Source organism: Spiroplasma endosymbiont of Sarcophaga carnaria, assembly GCF_964019595.1.
GTDB lineage: Bacteria > Bacillota_I > Bacilli_A > Mycoplasmatales > Mycoplasmataceae > Spiroplasma > Spiroplasma poulsonii.
The window spans coordinates 933,523-955,098 of the sequence record NZ_OZ026456.1 but is presented as its reverse complement, the minus strand read 5'-3'; the positions used below and the strand labels follow the sequence as shown (position 1 = coordinate 955,098).

Sequence of the window (21,576 nt, the reverse complement as noted above, 5' to 3'; positions counted from 1 at the left end):
TTTAAACTTATTCAAAAAATGTGGAGTTTTTAAAAATGCAAAATGATTGAGAAAAATTAAAAGAGTTTTTTATTCATGTCTTTTTGTTTATAAATAAAACAAATGTTGAAAGTATTACAACTTGGACTTTGACACAGAATGAATATTTAACTTTGATGGTTGGTGTTTGAGTTGTTATTTTATTTTTAACTTGGTTTTTGTTATGAATGATTTTTAAAATAGTTGGGTATTTTAAATAATGAAAAAGTTTGTATTTTTCTTAAAAAATTATTGTTATATTAGTAGTTCAATGATTTTGTTTAGTTTAATTGATTTGTTATTTTGAATAATTTCATTAAATTATACTGGTTTAGTATTTTGATTATTATTTGCTTTGCAATGTGTTTATTTTGTATGATGAGTTTGAAAAAACATATTTTATCAGTTAAATGCTTTTCGGTTAGTAAGTTTTGTTTGAGATAATCCGTTATCAGTTATTATTGGTAAATTAGGAACCGGAAAAACTTTACTTTTAACTTATTTATCACAAACTATGAAATTATTAACAGATAAAATTTATAGTAATTATCCGTTAGAAGATGAGAAAGTTAAAGTTTTAACATTTAAAAATTTAGATTTTACAGATAGAACAAAACCAGTTCCCCCTGATGATAGTGTTATTTTATTTGATGAAAGTTATTTATATATTGATGGAACTAGTCCTCACGATGAGAAAAAAGTCCATAGTGGTAAAATTCCGTGAATTGTTTTAGCAAGACATTTTGGTAATCGTGCTTTGTTTACAGCACAGCGTGAGGGTATGATTTGAAATAATATCCGACAATTAGCAAGTGGTATTATTATTCCAATTTCACTTAAAAAACCGATTGCTAAAAAAGGATTTAATTTTTTTAATCGTTTCTTTATTATGCGAATTGGTATTTTTCAAGATATTACGGATTATGAAATTTGAAAAACAAAATCAGTAGAACGAACAGCAGAAGGTAAACGAGTAAAACATAAGTCAGATGTTGGTTTAGGAATTCGGTTTTTTAAAATAATTATTCCGTTAGAATTTGCACAGAAATATGATAGTCAATGATTAAAGTTTGTTCATGATTTAAAAAATGATGAAATAATTAATAACAAAGAATACTATTGGTCAGAAATTACTAAATTGAGTGTTAAAGAGCGGTTAGAATTGTTTGATATTGATATTTTGAAAAAGAATTTAAAACCTAAAAAAGAAAAAGGAAGTGATAAAAATGATTAATTTGTTGTCAGAAAGTAGTAATTGAGATAAGATTTTTAGTTTTATTTTTGATGTTTTTTTGTTTATTTTTGATGTAATTTGAAATACTAAATTACCAATGACAAATACAACAATTGCTTATTTTATTATTTTTTTATGGTTGTTAAGTTATCAATTTATGCAATTCACGACACAAGAACACAATATAACGAATTAGGTTCAATAGTACAAACGGGGGTATCAAATATTTATTCTGCGACTGCTCGTGGAGTTTCAGATACTAAACAAGGTATGCAAAAACATATTACAGAGCGTAAACAGTTTAAAATTAATCGTAATAAACAACAATTATCAAGTTTAGCAAAACAAGCAAAAACAAGAGAACAAGGATATCGGAGAGTGCATAAATAATGATTAGACTAGTTTTATTGGTTGCGGCAATTGCTATATTTGGTACTGGTTTTATTACAGTTATTATTAATCAATTAACATCAGCAAAAAATATTATTATGGATTTATATAACTCAGATACTTTTTTACTTTCTTTATTTGGTAAGATGGCAATTTTGTTTAGTCATCCGTTAATGTTAACAATATCAAGTTTATATATTGTTGGGTTTATTGTTTCAAAAACATTATATAGTTAGGAGTTATTTATGAAAAAATTATTTTCTTTATTTTCAATAGGACTTTTAGGGCTTTTAGGTTTAATTATTCCTTTTATTACTTTAACAGCATTTAAACCGTTAAATCAACAAAATTATACTGTTAATCAACAAACAACAGGAATGAATGAAACTGATTTTATTAATACAATGTTTTTACGCAGTAGTTTTTTTGAAAATTGGTCTGAAACCAATTATTTTATTAATCCAACTTTAAAAACATCGCAATCATTAACTTATAATGATAAATGATATTTAGATTTTTTAAAGGATAGTTATTCAACGGGGATTTCATTTGATAAACCCAGTAATGAATTTATGGATTTATACAAAAATTGAGATAGTTATGTTAAACAATATAACATTGATAAATTTTATGATGTTGATAAAAAACAATTTCTAAAAGAATTAACAAATTTTTCTTATTCTTTTGCTAAGTATTTTAATACTGTTGAAATAATTAATAAATTAGAAAAAAGTATTGACAATTTGCAACAAGTTAATTTAAAATTTCAGAATTGAAAATGATATTCAGGAGATGAATTGAACCATGGACCAACTAATAAATGATATATATTAATATCTAAATCAACTAATTCAACTGATGCAGTATATGCAATACATTTAATTCATTTTACAACAAGTACAAGTATTAGAACAACATATCCATTTTTAAAGTCAATATACAGATGAGAAAATACAAGTATTCCAACTGATAAACAAGTTCCTGAAATAGATAATCAAGGTAATCTTCTTTTTTATACTGATAATGATTATCAAAAGGTTCGTTCTTTTTTATTAAAGTATATTGATGTAATTGTTCAAGAAAATATTAGAATACAGCAAGGTGGTAATCCTGATTATGATGATTCAAATTTAGGCATTCAAAGAATAATCTTTGATTTTGAAATTATTAATAATATGGAAAAATTAGATTGAAAACCTGATGTTATTTTAACTAGAAAATCAATTTATCGAATGATTTTAACGATTGATGAACATAAAAATATTATTGCTGGTAGTTTAGAATTAACACATCTTAAACAATATTGGGATGGTAATAATGCAAATAGTTATCGATATACTGATGATTTAGGTTTTTTGTTTACTTTTATGAAAGAAAAAGATAGTATCTTTAATTTTAGTGTTGAAACATATAATTATAATCAAGATAATACTCCTAATATTGGTAAAATGGTTTTTGAACAGATGAAAGGTCAAATTGATATTAATAAATTTTTAAAAGCCTTTTTTACCCATGCTTTGGTACCTGTATTTCAAAATCGCAGTAATTTTATTGAAAGTGGTTATATTGATAATTTACAGTATGATACTGTTTTAATTAATTTTTTTGGTTTAAAATTGATTAATTTTAGAGATGTTTTAATTGATGAAACTAATACTAATAAAAATCAATTTGAAAAACTATTAAATAGTATGTTTACGGTTTCCCAAAATTTTTATAAAGATTATTTACGAACAATTTTTGACTTAGAAAACAATACTTATGTGCAAGGTTATAATAAAAAATATGGTTTATTAGCAAATAATGGTTTTAAGATTTATCCTCGTTATTTTTATTTTTCTGATAAATATAAGCAACTAGATATTAAATTGTATTCAGCATTTAAAAAACGATTTTATAACATTAACTATGGTAATGTATTTAATTATGATTTTTCTGTTGCAAATGATTATAATATTAATCAAAATGAAGGTTATATTTTTGAAGGTGCTTTAAAAGATAAATATGGTTTAAAATATAAAAAGATTGAAGAACAAAAAATTGGTTATAATGTTTTTGAATTACAAGCCCAAAAAGAAAATGATATGTATCGTTATTATGATTTTAATTTTGGTATTTATAACTGACAAGAAATAAATAATGGTGGATTATTTCCTGATGGGCAATGATGACAAGCACAATATGAAAGTTGTAGTTGATATAATTTAGCGTGTCATATTAGAAATGCGGCAATTTGAATTGTAAATAATATTCCTGGTGTTAAGCAAGTGAATGAATTAGCAAGCGGAGTTGGTAAAATATTTCAAACAATATATAGTTTTTTTAATCAAACATTCGAAGTATGAAAATTTAGTCCAGCATTATATAACACAATAACAAATATATTCCTATTAATTATTTTTATGAAATTTGTTCGATTAATATAAAAAAGGACTTATAGGTCCTTTTATTCTTTTCAATCAGTAATTTTACCTGTTTTATTATCAATTATTGGTAGAGCTGGTTTATTTAGTTCTTCTCATCTGTATATTGACTTTAAAAGTGGATATGTTGTTTTAATACTTGTACTTGTTGTAAAATGAATTAAATCTATTGCATATACTGCATCAGTTGAATTAGTTGATTTAGATATTAATATATATCATTTATTAGTTGGTCCATGGTTCAATTCATCTCCTGAATATCATTTTCAATTACTTCCAATTGGTGGTTCTTGTGGTTGTTGTGGTTCAGGTGTAGGTTTCGGTTTATTACCCCCTCCGTTTTCATTGTTATTTGGTTTTTCACAACTAATTAATGTTGTTGTACTTGTTGCTGTTAATCCGATTGCTCCTAAAATGCTAAGTCATTTTTTCACTTTAATTTTGTCGAAAACTCTTGATATTTATAAAATATACCTAAAATTAGGTATATTTTTAATATATGGAGGTAAATAAATGATGAAAAAAATAATTACAGAATTAATAAATAGCTTAACAGATGATCAATTTTTAGAATTTTATGAAAAAATAAAACAACAAGCAGACTTAATTAAAAAACAAAAACGTTTAAATGAAATTGATCAAAAATTTAGAGATAAAGGCATTATATGTCCTAATTGCAAATCTTTTCATTGTGTTAAAAATGGTCATAATTCCGAAGGAAAACAAAAATATTTATGTAAAAAATGTCGTGCTAGTTTTGATGCATTTCGTCATCATTTTACTTATTGAAGTCATTTAAATTATGAACAGTGAAATTTATTAATTCAAATTTCATTGTTAGGACAATCTAGTAAAATAATTTCTCGTTTTATTAAAACAACCCCAAAAACCGCTTGATATAATCGACAAAAATTAATGCAATCAAAACAATTAGAAAATACACAGTTAAAATTTAAAAAATTAAATGGTCAAATCCAAATGGATGAAACATTTATTAAAGAAATTCATAAAGGCAATTTTAAAGATAAATTTGATAAACGAAAAACTCATCTCGATCCATTTTCAACTGATACCAAATGCTGTATTCAAATGGCAGTTGATAGCAATAATAATATTTTTGTTCAATCCACCAATACCAAAAGATTACAAAAACAATGGATTATTGAAAATATGAATAAGCAACTAATTAAAGAAAAATCAATAATTATTTCTGATATGCAACCACTATATTTATTAGTAGCAAAACAAACAAATTCTACTCTATATTCCACCAAAACTAGTACAAACCCTGATACTAGTTATCAAAAGTTAAATAAGATTAGTAAATTACAATCCAGTCTTAAAGAAGCCTTAATTCATTATCATGGTTTGGGTTTCACTAATATTCAAAATTATTTAAAGCTCTGAAAATGAAAATACCAACACAAAGGTTTAACACCAAACCAACAATCAACGGTATTATATTTTAACGTTTAAAAAATTTAAAGCAAAATCATAATCTTACACAAAATTAGTTTTCAAATTGTCATATTGATGATTTTTTTTATTTCATCAAGAGTTTTCGACAAAATTAAAGAAATCTATTAATTATTTTTGTGTTTAACAAATTTTTTTCAGCATTTTAATAATATAATTAGATTTTAGTAAAGGAGAAAAAATATATGTATGATAAAAATAACAAAATTATTGTAAAAATAACAAATATTACTCCCTATGGTGCTTTTTGTCGAGCAGAAAAGGCTGATGGTTTAATCCATATTAGTGAAGTTTCAGATTATTTTGTTAAAGATATTAAATATTTTTTTGATATTGGTGATGAAATTGAAGTTGAGGTGCTTGATTTTAATATAGTTAAAAAACATCTTAAATTAAGTTATAAAAATTGTCACCCTGAATTATTAAAAAATGATGATAAAGAAATTCAGGAAATAAAAACAGCATTCCAAAACTTAAATAAAAGACAAAATAAAACAGACAATATTGAAAATATTAGTAAAACAAACGAAAATAAATAAATTAATAAAAATATAAAAAAGTAAAAAATAGTTTTATTACTACTTTTTACTTTTTTATTGTATTTCATGATTAATATGTTAATATAATTATAACTTTTTATGATTTAGTTTTACAGTATACAAGTTAAAAAGTTAATTGGTCATCTTCTTCAAGAAATAGTATATCTACTTTTATAATCATCATAACTTGGTAAACCATTAGTTTTACCAGTAGTAAATGTTTTAATATTATTAGTTATTTCTTTAGTATCATTTATTCTAAAAATATTTGGGAAATTAACTTTATCAGTTTGTGAACTACCACTTTCTTGTAAACTTGCATCAGATAAAGTACCAAAATTATATTCACAAGTAGAATAACCTGCTAAAATATTAACATTTCTATTTGGAATAAAATTTTCTATATCACATGGTCCACACTCAACTTGTAAATTACTCAGATTACTTATTTCAATAGTTTTATAAGCATCTTGGAATTTACTTATACTTTGAATTGTTGGGTCAATTTGTTTTAAGTCAATTTCTACCTCATAATAAGCAGAATTAAACTCATCAGAAAATAAATTAAAATAACTATTAGGAATATTTGAATGTTTACATTGTTCTGGTGTTGTAATTTTAGTTTTTAATGGTTGTACTACATCAGAAGGAATAATATCCTTTGTATACTCTTGATAATTATATGGAACTGGTGGCAGAACATATTCAGGGTAATTAAATGTTGGTATTTCATAATCATGTGGGATTAAGAAACTAGTTTTATAGTTAGTTGTCATATCGCGTAAATAATTATTTAATGTACTTTTTGTTTTTCCACGAAAACTCCATACTGATAATCGTAAATAATCTTCTTCATTATTAGTATATGGGTTATCAGCATAAAAGATAATTTCAAAATTACCTTTATATAATGCTTGGATTGAAAACATATCAATTATATAACTACAATTTGTACCATCTGGTGTTTGTAAGAATTCGCAATCATTATCTTTTTCACTATCACTAACTGGTGTTTGTGCATCAATTGCTTTGGTTTGTTCATTAATTAAATAAACTCGGTTAGTTTTAGGATTTAATTGTTTTAAATTATAAGTTGAATAAACTAATTCTTAGGTTGGTTTACCATCATTAGTTAAAACAGTCCCTTTAAATTTATCAGTTAATAAAGTAGTAAAACTAAAACTAGTGGCATTAGCACCAATCATAGCACCAATTTTATCATTTCCTTGTTCTCTAAATATTTCAAATGGTAAATAACCTTTACCAGCAGACTTATCACCTCAAAAGGCATCGTTATAAAAACTATAAACATTAGCACTCATAAAACCATTAAGTCATGGAAAATTAGGTCATTTATCATCTTGGGTAATTGTTAAATTTCCAATTAAGTCCCAAGGAATACCAAAAGAAACAAAGTTTAAAAACTTTCCAATAGCAGGTATAGTAAAAGGATTAAAGACTAATTTTTGCGTATAGTTTAAAGTTAATACGGTAATTTGGCGATTAATAAAATTATTCATATTTAAAATGTCTCAAACATTACACGAACCCATTTTATTATATTCAATTTGAACACTTCCAACAGTATTACCAAATTCATCTTTTCTTCTAAAATATGATGACGCTTGGGTACTAATAATATTATTAACAGTTCCACTATTTACTTTTACTTGATTTGGTGGAGTAATCATTCAACTTTTAGACCAATAAGGTTTAGAATTTGAATTTTCTTACTTAATAGTTGTTCCAACAGTCGGATTGGTTGCTGTTGAACTTGCTTTATCTGTTATTACCATACCCTCATTATTTTTTTCAATTCAAAAATCAGACATTGATTGAATATGTTCTTTTCAATCTTTATATCCAGTAATAATAGTTGGTTGTATCCCTTGAATGTTATATCAACTTACTTCGGGTGATGCATAAGTATTTATTTTATCAGGTGGGGCAGGATACATGTTATACATTAATAAATCTCTTGAATTCATTACTTTTTTATTAAATTGACCTTTAATAATTGGCCGGCCAATAACAGGCATATCAAAAAAGATAGGATTACCATAAAATTTAACTGCCATTGCTCTAACACCTGGGTCTTTTAATAAAACTTCATCTAATTCAACAATACCTTTATTTAGTTTTTCATCATAAGTTATTTTAGGAAAACAATAACCTTCACCTGGTGCTGATGTTTGAATAAATTGTCGTACTGCCAAACCACTATTACTAATTTTGTCATTAATACTTGAAAAGGTAATTTCTTGTCATAAAAAACTACCATCATAAGGTGAATAATAATTAATAACATTTGATGGATATAATCATTGTCTATCTTGTGGTGCAGAATTAATATCACCACCACCAATATTTAATCCACGATCATTAAATACAGTATAAAAATTATAATAATCATTAATATTTAATTTATCGGCATCTTCATCTAAAATTAATAAAGTATATTGTCTTTCGGTTGATTGTTGAGTAAATACTTGTTCAAATTTAACATCACCAAATTGAATTGAACTTCTATCATCAATCATATAAGCATCTCAATATTTACCAACTTTAACTTCTTTTGTATAAAAATTATCTGCTTTATTATCATTATTCATAAAATAACTTAATTTATATTGATTTAAGTATTCTAACATTTTATTAACATCATAAATTTTTTCACCATCAATTAATTTTCAATAAACATTATTATTTTCATCTTTTAATTTTATCGCAAAAGGTGTTTCATTATTGGCTCATATAGTTGAGTTAATTGGTTGTTTATTAAAATCATCAATCATTAATATATTAATTTCTTCACCTTTATATTTTTGTACTATTTTTAAACTATCTTGTCATTGCGCAATAGTACTTTCCATATTATCAAATATTCTTGTATAACTACCATAATCACTTGGTTTGGCATTATTAGGTTTTCAACCTGTTTCAGTATCAGGTATATATGAGCTATAAACATTAAAAGGAAATACCATTCAATGTCTATTATCTCGTATATTTTCTCTAATATCTATTAAAGTATCATGGGCCTGTCTTCTTAATTCTTCCATAACACCTGGGTTAATTCTACTCATTTGTTAATTCTCCTTAATTTCCGTTCTACCTTGTACTGCATTTTGATTATTACCAGTTTAATCATATTCTAGTAATTTATTATTATGTTTTATTTCTTTGGCTTGCATTTTTTCTTGTCATGCTTCTACTTTTTCAAAATATTTGGTTGCTTATAATTCATCAATATTATCATATTCAGTAATTGCTCTTATTGGTTCCATTGTGCAATTATCTAATCTAGCAGTAATTAGTTCATTTTGTCGCATTTGGTCAACTAAACTAGCACTAACAAAATCAAAACCATATTCTCGTTCACCAACACCATCTCATAAACCATAATATTTTAAAACAGTATCAAACATTTTAGTATAGTATTGCTTACGATATGCTTGTAAATATGCTTGTTTTTCTAAGTCTTTTGTTTTAGTTAATAATGACTGTGTTTTATTTTGGTCATTATCTGATTTATCACCAAAAGGACTAGAAAAATGACATGCTAAGTATACTTGTTCAATAATAACTTTTTGGTCTTCGGTATATGTTTCTAAGGTTGGTGTACCTTGTACTACTTGTAAAGATTGGGATAATTGACCATCTACTGCTGATTGACCTGATTGAATAAAAATATCATCAAAAGCATCTTGTAATACTTTTTTATTACCTTTGTTATAAGCAGTCATTAAATCATCATCTAATACCCCATATCAATGAGTACGATTTGCTCATATTTCTTTTGATTTAATATTAAAACTATCTTATAAATCAAATTGTAATTTATAACAATTTGCCATAGTAGGCCATGGGTTTAATGTTGTTGAAGTTGATAAAAATAATGGATTAGGTTAATTAATCATTTCTCAAAAAGGGACAATACCTAATTTGTTTTTAAATTCTTGTACTAAAACAGGTCTAACACCATCTTTAATTTGTGTTTTACTTTGTCCAACAACTACTTCATTATTTTTAGGTCAACCTTTAATAACTATTTTATCTTTGGTACAAATTAAATTTAAAATAAAACCACTATCTGATTGATGATAATTTAATCAAATATCAGCACCTTGTTCAATTTCGTTTATTTTACTTACACGTGATGTAAAGTTAAAAGGGTTAATTCATAAATCAATATTGCCGTCATTAGTCTCTAATAAACCAAAGATAGTTTTACCCATTAAACTTGCTGTTAATTCATTTTTATCTAATTTTTCTTTTATTTTATAAGTTTCATATCATCAGTTTAATTTTTCTAAAATGTCTTTACGATGAGATTTAAATAAAATATCTTTACCATTTATTAATCGCATTTGATGACGAGCAATAATATTGGCTAAATTAATAGTTCAATCATAATTATAAAATTTTAAAACACTATTAATATCATTTAAGTTTGGTAAACTAGGAAAAGTATTATTCATTGTTATTTTGCTCCTTTAATTTTAAAATAAGTGCATAATTAATAATATTTACTGTTAATAAACTAGGTTCATTTGCTAAAACTTGTACACATACTTTAACTTTTTGATATTTCTTAATATATTCGTTATATAAATTTAATTTACATATTGCGATATTATCTTTTTTTAATTCTTGACAAAGTCTTTTTTTAACTTGTCCACAAACAGACATATATGGTCTTTTTGCATTAATTACTCTTTCATCGTGTATTACATAAATATCTTTTTTCATTAAGTTATTCACTCCCTTTGTTGTCATAATTTATAATCTGCTGAACTATTATGTTTAACCATATTAACTAATTCAAAGTGTAAAGCATAAAAATCACTATCAAATGTATCATCATATAAATCTAACATTCTCTCTTCTCTAGCATCTGGTTTATCTTCTCATTGAATTAATTCATATTGTGTTTTACTTACAGGACATTTTTCTCATAATCATTTTAATTGATTAGTATTAATTAACATTGTAAATGCTTCTACACGATGCTTTATTTTAAATTTCTGCTTTTGCGCTGGTTTAAAATGCATGTATTGACCAAAAGTATAATTGTATTTCTCTCGGTTTAAACTTTCTAATGTTGCATAAGCACTATCATCAACATTAATTGATATACCTTGTTGTATTAAATTAAAATATTGATTTAATTGATTATTATAAAACTCCAATATATCTTTTACTTGTTCTAATGGTCCTTTAAATTGTTGAGTAGCATTTGAGTGTGTATATTCAGCAACTTTATAGGCTTTTTTATCAAATGAATTATATATTCAAAAACTCGCTGCTGTTGTATGTCCCTTAGGACTAGTAGAGTTTGCTAAGTCAACACCACCTAATAACTTAGTTGGTTGAATAATATCTGTTGCTTGCATAATATCAAGATATCTTGCAAAGATTGAACCACTAGTATTACCTGGTAAACCTCAACTCCAAACTCTTGCTCTTTCAATATCTAATTGTTCTAATCTTAATTGCTCATTAACTTTATCTTGTGGTAATTCATAATTTAATCTTCAACTAGAATAATGAATAATAATTTTCATATTTCATTTTTCAATATACTTAATTTGCTCATATTTACTACGCATTATTTCTTCATCAAAAGGCATTAATTCATTACAATAACCAACAATATATCGTTTTAAACTTTCAGGATTACATGTATTAATTGTTATTTTATTTTGATAACCACGAATAGCAAACTCTAAATCACTTAAATCTTTTTGTTGAAATTGGTCACATTCTTCTCTTCAATCAATAACTAATTTATATTTATTCAAATCAGCAAAAGCTTTTAATTTTTCTTTACGACTTGGTGAATGTAAACCTTTACAATATATTTTGCTACCATTTGATAAAGTAAAAGTAAAATTTGATAAATTAATAGTATAAGGAATATGATTTTCATCTAACATATTTCATATATTTTGAAATACACTATCTTTTAAATCTTTACTTCAATACATACTAGCAATGATACAAATTGGTTCTTTAATTAATAAACTAATTTTTAATAATTCACCAAACATTTTAATATTTGAAATAGTCTTACCACTATATCGTGTTCCAATTTGATTAATTTCATTAACTAACTCATATTTCTTAGCAAATGGATATTTATTACCAATACTAATATTTTGTAATAACCAATAAGGAGTTTCTAACAAATAAGTAAAATGGTTAAGCATTATTATCATTTTCTTTCTTAATATCTCTAATATCAGTTTGTAAATTAACTATTATTGGTTGTTGATTATTTAAGTTTAATTCTTGTTCTAACTGTTTTTCTTGCAGTGAATATTTATAATTAAATGCTCGTTGTCAATATAATTTAGCACCATCAGGTGAACGCATCATATATTCAATTATTTCACTTTCAATCCTATTAATTTGTCTTTCAATTAAAGGAACTATCTTTTCGCTCGCATAAGTATCATATCTTCACTTGCGAGAAAGGTTGAATTTATTGGTTAAATCATTCAAAGTATAGGGAATATTGTGTTTCTTATCGGCTCAAAATTCTTCTATTTTACGCTTAATTGTGCTTAAACTTGCTGTTTTTGGATTAAATTCTTTCATTTTTTACTCCTTTTTGCATATTAAAATTGCTATTATTTAAACAATATGATTAAATAAAAGAGTAAACAATACTATAAAAATGTAACAAAAGAACCAACTCGGCTCTTTTTTTATTATCTATATTTTACATCAAAATAAAAAAAAGCAAATTACTTTACTTTTTATTTTTTAATATAAACAGTTTTTAAGAGACAGAATTCAAATACTGTTTATTGCGTATATTATATTCCTATAAAAATATTTGTCAATATAATAATTTTAATTTTTTAATTTAATGTTATAAATTAAATTAAAAGATTGGAGACAGAAAAAAATGCAAGATTATATACATGTAAAATTTGATGAACGAAGATTTTTTAAGGATTTATTTTTATCTGATAGTTGTAAAAAGAAAAATGGCACACTTAATTTATCTGAAATATCAAGGCAAACGGGTCGTGCAGTTAATACTGTTAAAAGAGAAATTAATAGATTTAAAAATATAGAAGATTATGATGCTCGTAAAGCACATGGTGATTATTATAAAAAACGAAAAAAATCTATTAAAAAACTACCTGAATTTACAGAAGAACAAAAAGAATGATTAAATGTAAGATTTAATAAATATCATGATACACCATCACAAATTATTAGAAAATTTAAAAAAAAGTTTGGTGTTAAATTTCCAGCATGTAAAAAAACTTTATATAAATGAATTAAGTTAAATTTATTAGGATTAAATAAACAAAATTTACGCCATCATGGTAAAAAATACAAAAGAAAAGGAAAAACTGAAAATCGTGGAAAATTAGATGATAAATTTAAGTCAATATGAGATATTGAAAATAAACAATCTAATGTTGGTTGATTTGAAATGGATACGGTAGTTGGAAAAGACCATCAATCTGCTGTTTTAGTATTAGTTGAACAAAATAGTAAAAATTATTTTGCAATGAAATTAGAAAAAAATAATTCAAGTGAAGTTTTAGAAAAACTTGAACATATAGTTAGAATTAATGGTTTAGTTGGAAAAATTAAAGGAATAATAACAGATAGAGGAAAAGAATTTAGTAAGTTTGAAGAAATGGAAAAGATTACTGGTTCTAATATTTATTTTTGCGACCCTGGTAAACCACAAAAAAAACCATTAATTGAATATATGAATTCTGAACTTAGACAATGATTTCCTAAGGGAACTGATTTTAATAATGTCGCTCAACAAGAAATAGATTGAGTAGTCAATGATGTTATAAATGAAAAATTAAGGCCTGTTCTAAATTGAAAAACTTCCAAAGAAGTATTTTCAGAGAATTTTAAATAAGTTTATTTGAAAAATTTAATAAATTATTTTTCAGTGTGTTTAAATATGCTAAAAATAGGGCAAATTTACAAATATTTTATTTTTTTGAAAAAAATAGTTGCATTTCTTAAAAAGAGTGTTATTATCAATCTAACAAGAGACAGAATTTGCTGCTTGAATTTACACGATGCCTTTTATAATTGATTTTTTATGATTTTTATTGTATTATTTGACTAATAAGATTTGTTGCATTTCATTTTACATAATTCCAAAAATAAAAAAACTACTTACCTGTAGTTAAAAATGGGGCGGCTGATGGGACTTGAACCCACGAGTGCCGGAGCCACAATCCGGAGCGTTAACCTCTTCGCCACAACCGCCACGTATGATTAAATAAATAACCTTATTTATTATAACTTAAAACAAGAAAATGTAAATAGAAAATTTTCTAGTTCCCCAAAAGTTTCCGGCCATCACCTTAAACATTTTAAAACTATTAAATTGTTAATAAATCTTATCAATAGTTTTATATTATAATGTACTAGGTACATATATGCAGTACCCAAAGGAGTGCGAATGGAAGAAGAGTAACTAAATGTATATAATTAAAAAGAACAAAATTTTAACTAAAGAACTAATAATTCGCAATGTTAAATTCATTTGTTTCGCTAGTTACGTTCAAACAGAGACAGATGTTATTAACTTCTTAAGAAAGTATAAAAATAAAAAGGCAAACCATAACGCATATGCATATGTCATCGGCAGTAGGCGTTAAAATATTTATAAAACTGATAATGGTAAAGCGCGACATATCTCTGGAAAAACCATTTTGGAAAACATTATTGAAAAAAATCTAACAAATATTATTGTCTTAGTTCATCGGTATTATAATCCAATTTATAATTTACCCGAAGACTGGATTAAGAATGGGTATGCGACCATTACCCGTATTATTTTAACTTCCGCCCAATTAGAAAAAATAAATGAACAAATTAAAATTGGAATTTTATTGCGCCCCTTGAACGAAGTATTCTTACGAGAACTTTTAGACAAAAATAAAATCAATATTGTATCTAGACTAATTTATCGTGGTGACTTAATTTTTACTATAATCATCGATCGTAACAACAGTGTCTTAATCGAATTAGATAATTTAATTATTAAAGTAATAATATATAGTTATAAAATTTTAAAAAATTAAAAAATCTTATTAATATTTATTAATAAGATTTTTTTATGATAAAGTAATTAATTCTGGCGCTTCTAAAATTTCTTTTAAACGTGTTAAGAAAATTCCAGCCTCGGCTGCATCAATAATTCGTTGATCAACTGTTAAAGCAATATTCATCATTGAACGAATTACTAATTTATCACCTTTAATAACAACCGGCTTACGAACAATACGGCCAATCCCAATTACCGCTGAGTTTGGATAAAAAATTGTTGGTGTTGCATTAACAGCTCCTACCGTTCCATAGTTGGCAATCGTAATCGTACTTCCTTGTAATTCATAATCGTATAATTCACCTTGGCGTAAACGTTCAATTGTTTCTTGAATATTAATTGCAATTTGTTTTAAACTCATGCGTTCCGTAAATTTAATTACAGGAATAACTAAACCTTCACTAGTTTCTGTTGCTAACCCAATATGTTGTGAATTTTTAATAACGATTTGATTTGTTTTTGAATCATAATATGAATTTAATTTTGGATACTCACTTAATGCTAATGAAACAGCTTTAACAAGAAAACTCATTGTTGAAAAACGAACACCATACTCAGTATTAGCATTTTTCAATTTACGTTGTTGATCAATAATTGAAGACATATCAATTTCAGCATTAATTGTTAATGGTGGTATATGCGTTTGTGACATGATCATTGACTGAATCGCCGGATATCTTGTTGCTTTAATTTCTTCTCTTGTTTCTAATCCTTGTGGTTCAATCTTACTATTTGTATTGACAATGTTTAAACTATTGTTTAATGGTTGAACTAAATTTCCATAAGTATTGGGAATTGCATTTGTTTCGCTATCAAACTTTTTAACTTGTAAATTATTACCACCCGAAGTATTTTCAATTCCTTGGTTAAGAGTTTGTTTGTTGTTCAAATTAAATTCTTTCAACATTTCTTTTAACATTAGATCGGGGGCATTCATTGTTTTCAACATTTGTTGCATTAACATATACTGCATCATTTTATCTAAGTTGTTAACATTATTGTTTTGATTCATATTATTATTTGTTTCTCGTAAACTTTGAATTTCACGTAACAATTCATTTTGACGATTACTTTGTTCTTGATTTAATAATTTTTCTTTTAAAACAGCTAGTTCAACAAGCATAGTATTATCACTTGCTGATTGTTGCGTTGACGGACATTGATAGTTATTTGTAATTGGTGTGACACTCCCTGTTCCTTGTTTTGCTTCTTGGTTTACCGGTCCATATCCTGGTTGGTTTTTATTTTGATTAGCAAAACCTTGTTGATGTTCTGTTGTTGATTGCTCATGATGCTGATTTTCATTTCCATAATATTCATTATCCAACATTTCGTATTGTGATTCAATTTCTTCAAAAGAAGGACGACGATAATTATTAATTTCTCCTAATACTGAATCAACTTCAACATTTCCTTTTGCAATTTGTTCCATTCTTTTTTTAATTAATTCACGTTGGTTTCTTGTTTTTAAAATTTTTTCACGTTGTCCCCCATCATTTAATTTTTCATATAAACGATCACGATAAGATTTTAACGGTGAAAAATAACTCGGTTTTTTAAGCGCTGATTTTTCTGTATCCTTAGGATCAACGGTATAACCGTCAGCTGAAATATAAACTTCATCTGACAAGTCGTCATCCTTAGCACGATAATCTGGTTGGTCATAACCATAAGTGCTGCCTCCACTTTGACCACTTAACATTTCTGGACTAGCATTTCTTTTAATTAGATCATTCATCCTTCCTTGTACAATATTACGTAAAATTTTTGGACGACCATCATCATCTAGGAAATCCATTGAACTTTTTGAATTATCACTTTCTAATGATAATTCATGAAAATCATTTTTATTATGTAACTGCTGACGACGTTTATTAACAAGATTACGAAAACTACTATTTTCTGCTTGATTGCCAAAAAGAGCGGCTGCATTAGCTGGGGCTTCATCTTGATGTTTTGTTTCATTAACTAAATACTTAGCATATTCTTTTGCTTGATTTTCTTCTTCTATTTTTTTTTGCCCAATTAGAACAGCATTAGCAATAATATTTTGTCCAGTTGATTGTGTATTAACATTAAGACTGCTAACTGCTGAATCAAAGTTATTTTCTTTCATAACATCATTTATATTATGCATATTAATCATCATATTATTTTCTTCACTTCTTACATTTTGATTACTTGGTTGTTTAATTGTATCAATTGAAGGAATTTTTGCACGGTTATTAATAATATGATCATCATCAATATCAAAATCTTTAAAAGAAAGGCGGCGAGTTTTTTTAGGACCAAATGTTAATTCTGTTTCGTCTCATCTTTTAATTTCAGTTGGTTTACTTTCTGAAATGGTTTGTTGTTCCATTGTTGGTGTTGGTTGAACCATTGTGTTATTAATAAAATTAGAATTATTAATAGGTTGCCCCATATTATTAAAGTCCATTGTTGTTGGCAATGGTTGATTTAAATTATTTTGTTCAAAACCTTGTCCAAAACTTTCATTTGAAAGTGGCGCTTCATTAATTAATTCTGCTTTAGAATCAATATTCATTTCATTATAATTGGATTGTGTTGCCTCACTATTATTTTGCATTTGTTGTTGATATAATAATGGTGGTGTAAAAGTCGGATTTAAAGTGTCGGATTTAACAAGATTAATACCAGAATAATCATCTTCTTCAACATCTTTTCATTTTGTTCCAAATTCACCATTTTTGGTTGTTGTAAACACAACACCTTTTTTATCTAAATGACTGAATTCATCATTTTCAAGATGTTTAAAATAATATTTTTCAATTTCAGTTTCTGTTGTTAATAAATGAGCAATAACAGCGTTTTTTTTAATTTTGCTGCCGGCTTTAATTGGTTTAACAATGATTCCATCCATTGAGGCTTTAATGATGGCTTCGCCATTGTCACTTTCAATCAAGGCGATATCATCCCCCGCTTTGACAGCAACATCTTGATATAGGAATTCTTTTAAAATTCCTTTTTTTTCTAAAAATGATACTTTAATTTTTTCCATTGTCTCAATTTACCCCATTCAAAAAAACTTAATTTGTTTTATTAAATTTTGTCTAGCCACTTTTATACCCATTTTTTATTACAAAATAATTATATCATATATTCGCTATTTTTACCCGTTAAAATTAAAAACAATATTATACACAAAAAATAAAAAAATGCAAAATTTTTAAATTTCTTTTGCATTTTCTTTTAATTCTTTTACTTTATTGTCAAATTCAGTAATATGTTTTGTTGCTGTTAAATTTTTAACTCATTTTTTACGACTTAAAATTACGATCGCTCAAATTGCTTTTAGAATGTCTGCTGTTTGCATAATTAAAACAATATAAATAATATCTAAATTTGATGTAAAAATTAAAATTGCTAATAATGGAACAGGAACTAATCATATAAATAAAGCATCTAAAATAAACGCATTCATAACTGCCCCACCGGTTCTAATAATCGCATAACTTGTCGCAGCAATCATTAAACAAGGATATCAAAGACCATAAGCAAAGAGCATCCAGTGAGCAATTCTAAATGTTTCTGGCGTATTATTTCTAAATAATAATTCTGGTAAAAATCAACCACCGGCGACTAAAACTAATCCAGTAATAATTCCAACAAAGAAAGCTAAAATCACTAAATGTTTACCATTGTATTCTGCTTCTTCTAAATTATTAGCGCCCAAGCGACTACCAACTAACACTGAGGTTCCTGCTGAGAACCCATGGTACAATGGGGTATACAAGGCGGCAATTATTGTTGAAAAAATAGCATTTGCTGTCAGAGCATCTAGACTATAATATGCTCGTAGCTTAACCTGTAAAACCATTCCAACTGATCAAAAGATTTCATTTAACACAATTGGCCATGCCTTTTGAAACGCACGACGGGTAACATAGCCATCAAAACGATACCAATTACGAGGAATAAATTCATACCGTTTATATCAAAACAAAATAATAATAAAGATAAGTTGCAGAACCCGCGAAGCAGAGGTCGCAATTGCTGCTCCCTGCATCCCAATTCCTTTAAAATCGCCAAGAAAATGTGGTTCAATTAAAAATGGATTCATAAAACAATTTGTGCTTAAAGCAATAACTGAAATTCAAACCGCCAAACCAGCACACCCTGTTTCACGAAGTGTTGTAATAAATGCAATATTAATTGCTAATAATGGATATGATAAAGCAATAATTTTAAAATACTCTGCTCCTTCTTCCGTTGAAATTGATGCTGCTTGATATTCAAAGTATTTAAATCATTGAATTGCTAAGTCTTTATCACCTGGTTGTAATTGTTGAAAAACATCTGGCTGTGGTGCATACTTAGGTGTTGTTGCAAAACTAATTAATTGGTAACCACAAAGTTGCGATAAAATTAACACAATAAAGCAAATAATTAAACAAACATAAATTTTTAATAAGGTAACTTCTTGCAATTCTTTGTATTTTTGTGCACCAAAATATTGTGCATTAAAAACACCAAACCCATAACAGATTCCACTTAAAATCGCAAACATAATAAAATAAAGTTGATTTGAAGCGGCAACTCCATTCATCGCTAATTGACCTGCCGTATAATGAAAACCAACATAGTTTCCTAAACCCCACTGTTCTCAAACTTCTTTTACATTATAAACATTATCTGCTCCAAAAATAGTTTTAATCTCATCAGCCAAATGTTGAAAACCATGCACATTGCTCTTAATTGCACTAGCAAAAAAATTATCAACTAAATCCGTTGACTCCATAATAATTTCTTGCAATGTTGCTAATAAAATTAAAGCTAAAGCTGTTGCATATCATTTTTTTGAAGCAAAAAATTTTGGTCGTTTCTTGATTTGAATTTGTGTCATTGTATATCCCTTCCCATTCAGCTTAAATTACACTGCAAATATTATAATATAAAAAAATAAAAAAACATTATTTTTTTATTTTTTTTAAACAATATTTTTGGTATAACTTATAGCACAATAAATTATGGTATGTTCATTCATCTTTTGAAAACCCTAATTTATTTTTCTTTGTTCGAACTAATTGTGCTGTATGATTATTAAAGTTAATTTGATACCACTGACCACAAGCATTCAACATTAAATGGCCAGTAACTGTTCCCAATGCTCCCAAGACAAATAAAGGCACGATTTGGGATGGATAACCACCCAGTAAATCACGAACATTAGTCCCGCCAAAACTTCAAACACCTTTACCCATATATTGAAAATTATCATTTAGAATTGCTGAAAATAATAACGCCAACAAAGCGTATATTAAAAACATTATTAAACTTCCCAAAATTTGTTTTTTATCATAACTTGGGGTTCCATAAAGGTGCATATGTCAACAAACAGCAATAATTAAAGCGTGATTCCCATAATGAGCTCAATAATAATAATTCCCAAAAGTATAAGCATCTGGTGGAAAAACTAAGGCCAAGATTGGCAATCACACTCCCCATGGCGCATAATACGAATATAAGTTTCTGGTTACTTTGCTATGCTGTGGACACAATAATAAAATTCCATAAATTAAATTTAATCATTTACATAACTCTAACGGTACAGCATCGGTTCAATTATCAGCGCGAATCGTTGAACCACTAGAAATTGTTTCATAAACACCTGGACTAATTAACCTAACTTTAACTCAAGCCTTATAAATTGGCAAGTGCAAACGATCAACAGCCCCAGTATCAAAAAAAATGAGCATATCATTGCCCCTCATATTGCACAATATTATTTTGTCCATATTGCAAACCATTAATTAAAATGTTATTATCACCATTAAACATTAAAGTTGGAATAACTTGATAATAATAAATGACTTTTAATAATCAAAAAATTAATCATGCAAAAATTAAATAACTACCCAAAGAATAACGAAAGGCATTCCTTGTTGCTAACTTCGCATTAAACTTTGGTAATAAAAAAACTAATAGTAATAAAACAACAACCATACTTAAACCAACACCAAATTCAATTCCAAAAGTAACGGGTCCATTCGGTTGTGCTCATTGACTACCTAAGGGGTCAAAAAAACCTCAAGGTCCGTTCCAACCACCAAAACACTATAACTCATTAAACTCATTGGCGCCTCCATTTGCTACTTTTGCTTTTTCTTTTTTGCCTTTTGCTTTACTGCTAGTTTTTCTGTTTTTTTCTTCTTATGGTTTTTACAAATTTTCTGTCATAAACTTTCAATCTTGACTCTTTCACTATGATTTTCAATTTGATCTGTTTTTCGTTTAAAGAACAAAACAAGCCCAACAACAATTTCTAAAATTACAATGACGATTAATAATGCTGCTCATCACGGAAGAACATCAAACAATGATTTTACCATTAACATCACTTAATTTTCCTCCTTTATAATATCTACC

The 21,576-nt window shown here is 26.5% G+C and carries 21 protein-coding genes, 1 tRNA gene and 1 pseudogene; 9 read left to right on the top strand and 14 right to left on the bottom strand.

The genetic code is table 4. The features are described 5' to 3' along the window. Window positions 1-35 precede the first annotated feature (35 nt). The 5 genes and pseudogenes from AACK91_RS05450 to AACK91_RS05430 all read left to right on the top strand — a co-directional run bounded on the left by AACK91_RS05450 (window position 36) and on the right by AACK91_RS05430 (window position 4,068). Window positions 36-239, top strand: a complete 204-nt coding sequence (locus AACK91_RS05450; protein WP_338964909.1) for a DUF2649 family protein — start codon at window positions 36-38, stop codon at window positions 237-239. Continuing rightward, entirely contained in the window at window positions 239-1,252 is a 1,014-nt protein-coding gene (locus tag AACK91_RS05445; protein ID WP_338964907.1) for a hypothetical protein, read from the top strand. Before AACK91_RS05450 ends, AACK91_RS05445 begins: the two co-directional genes overlap by 1 nt. Then, window positions 1,245-1,642 (top strand): annotated as a pseudogene (locus AACK91_RS05440) (hypothetical protein). Before AACK91_RS05445 ends, AACK91_RS05440 begins: the two are co-directional and overlap by 8 nt. Then, window positions 1,642-1,878 (top strand): hypothetical protein, encoded by a 237-nt coding sequence (locus AACK91_RS05435; protein ID WP_004027616.1) that lies wholly within the window; start codon window positions 1,642-1,644, stop codon window positions 1,876-1,878. Before AACK91_RS05440 ends, AACK91_RS05435 begins: the two are co-directional and overlap by 1 nt. 9 nt (window positions 1,879-1,887) lie before the next feature. Then, the gene (locus tag AACK91_RS05430; protein ID WP_338964905.1) at window positions 1,888-4,068 is read left to right on the top strand and encodes a spiroplasma phage ORF1-like family protein; all 2,181 of its coding nucleotides are present in this window, start codon (window positions 1,888-1,890) and stop codon (window positions 4,066-4,068) included. Window positions 4,069-4,088: 20 nt separating this feature from the next. On the opposite strand, the gene AACK91_RS05425 is transcribed toward AACK91_RS05430, so the two are convergent. Then, on the bottom strand, window positions 4,089-4,499 hold the full coding sequence (locus AACK91_RS05425) for a lipoprotein (protein ID WP_338964903.1): 411 nt from the start codon (window positions 4,497-4,499) through the stop codon (window positions 4,089-4,091). Between the two features lie 79 nt (window positions 4,500-4,578). Between AACK91_RS05425 and AACK91_RS05420 the strand changes: the two genes are divergently transcribed. Together AACK91_RS05420 and AACK91_RS05415 are read left to right on the top strand one after the other, a co-directional pair. Beyond that, on the top strand, window positions 4,579-5,541 hold the full coding sequence (locus AACK91_RS05420) for an IS1/IS1595 family N-terminal zinc-binding domain-containing protein (protein ID WP_338963247.1): 963 nt from the start codon (window positions 4,579-4,581) through the stop codon (window positions 5,539-5,541). Window positions 5,542-5,726: 185 nt separating this feature from the next. Further along, complete coding sequence (locus AACK91_RS05415; protein WP_338964901.1) at window positions 5,727-6,080, top strand: S1 RNA-binding domain-containing protein; 354 nt, start codon at window positions 5,727-5,729, stop codon at window positions 6,078-6,080. A gap of 110 nt (window positions 6,081-6,190) precedes the next feature. Here the strand turns inward: AACK91_RS05415 and AACK91_RS05410 are convergent, their stop codons facing one another. From AACK91_RS05410 to AACK91_RS05375, 8 genes are all read right to left on the bottom strand, one after another. Further along, window positions 6,191-7,009 (bottom strand): hypothetical protein, encoded by an 819-nt coding sequence (locus AACK91_RS05410; protein ID WP_338964899.1) that lies wholly within the window; start codon window positions 7,007-7,009, stop codon window positions 6,191-6,193. Between the two features lie 180 nt (window positions 7,010-7,189). Then, complete coding sequence (locus tag AACK91_RS05405) at window positions 7,190-7,771, bottom strand: hypothetical protein (RefSeq protein WP_338964897.1); 582 nt, start codon at window positions 7,769-7,771, stop codon at window positions 7,190-7,192. A gap of 39 nt (window positions 7,772-7,810) precedes the next feature. Then, window positions 7,811-9,166: a hypothetical protein gene (locus AACK91_RS05400; RefSeq protein ID WP_338964895.1), complete on the bottom strand. Its 1,356-nt coding sequence runs from the start codon at window positions 9,164-9,166 to the stop codon at window positions 7,811-7,813. 150 nt (window positions 9,167-9,316) lie between these two features. Further along, the gene (locus tag AACK91_RS05395) at window positions 9,317-9,826 is read right to left on the bottom strand and encodes a hypothetical protein (RefSeq protein ID WP_338964893.1); all 510 of its coding nucleotides are present in this window, start codon (window positions 9,824-9,826) and stop codon (window positions 9,317-9,319) included. Between the two features lie 162 nt (window positions 9,827-9,988). After that, a complete protein-coding gene (locus AACK91_RS05390) occupies window positions 9,989-10,561 on the bottom strand; it encodes a hypothetical protein (protein WP_338964890.1) in 573 nt (190 codons plus the stop codon). After that, on the bottom strand, window positions 10,554-10,832 hold the full coding sequence (locus AACK91_RS05385; RefSeq protein WP_338963373.1) for a hypothetical protein: 279 nt from the start codon (window positions 10,830-10,832) through the stop codon (window positions 10,554-10,556). The genes AACK91_RS05390 and AACK91_RS05385 overlap by 8 nt, the downstream gene beginning before the upstream one ends. Beyond that, entirely contained in the window at window positions 10,832-12,292 is a 1,461-nt protein-coding gene (locus AACK91_RS05380) for a PBSX family phage terminase large subunit (protein ID WP_338964887.1), read from the bottom strand. The genes AACK91_RS05385 and AACK91_RS05380 overlap by 1 nt, the downstream gene beginning before the upstream one ends. After that, window positions 12,285-12,683 (bottom strand): hypothetical protein, encoded by a 399-nt coding sequence (locus AACK91_RS05375; RefSeq protein WP_338964885.1) that lies wholly within the window; start codon window positions 12,681-12,683, stop codon window positions 12,285-12,287. The genes AACK91_RS05380 and AACK91_RS05375 overlap by 8 nt, the downstream gene beginning before the upstream one ends. Window positions 12,684-12,996: 313 nt before the next feature. On the opposite strand from AACK91_RS05375, the gene AACK91_RS05370 reads away from it, so the two are divergent. Further along, window positions 12,997-13,983, top strand: coding sequence for an IS30 family transposase (locus AACK91_RS05370; RefSeq protein WP_338964882.1), 987 nt, complete (start codon window positions 12,997-12,999; stop codon window positions 13,981-13,983). Window positions 13,984-14,266: 283 nt separating this feature from the next. Here the strand turns inward: AACK91_RS05370 and AACK91_RS05365 are convergent. Continuing rightward, window positions 14,267-14,342 (bottom strand) — tRNA-His (locus tag AACK91_RS05365). A 449-nt stretch (window positions 14,343-14,791) separates the two neighbouring features. Between AACK91_RS05365 and AACK91_RS05360 the strand changes: the two genes are divergently transcribed. Continuing rightward, window positions 14,792-15,163, top strand: coding sequence for a hypothetical protein (locus AACK91_RS05360; RefSeq protein ID WP_338964879.1), 372 nt, complete (start codon window positions 14,792-14,794; stop codon window positions 15,161-15,163). A gap of 33 nt (window positions 15,164-15,196) precedes the next feature. On the opposite strand, the gene AACK91_RS05355 is transcribed toward AACK91_RS05360, so the two are convergent. The 4 genes from AACK91_RS05355 to AACK91_RS05340 form a co-directional block, all read right to left on the bottom strand. Then, a complete protein-coding gene (locus tag AACK91_RS05355) occupies window positions 15,197-18,208 on the bottom strand; it encodes a 2-oxo acid dehydrogenase subunit E2 (RefSeq protein ID WP_338964877.1) in 3,012 nt (1,003 codons plus the stop codon). 168 nt (window positions 18,209-18,376) lie between these two features. Next, window positions 18,377-20,053, bottom strand: a complete 1,677-nt coding sequence (locus tag AACK91_RS05350; protein WP_338964875.1) for an MATE family efflux transporter — start codon at window positions 20,051-20,053, stop codon at window positions 18,377-18,379. Window positions 20,054-20,120: 67 nt separating this feature from the next. Further along, complete coding sequence (locus AACK91_RS05345) at window positions 20,121-20,906, bottom strand: hypothetical protein (RefSeq protein WP_338964873.1); 786 nt, start codon at window positions 20,904-20,906, stop codon at window positions 20,121-20,123. Window positions 20,907-21,299: 393 nt separating this feature from the next. Further along, on the bottom strand, window positions 21,300-21,545 hold the full coding sequence (locus AACK91_RS05340; RefSeq protein WP_338966579.1) for a hypothetical protein: 246 nt from the start codon (window positions 21,543-21,545) through the stop codon (window positions 21,300-21,302). Window positions 21,546-21,576: the final 31 nt, after the last annotated feature.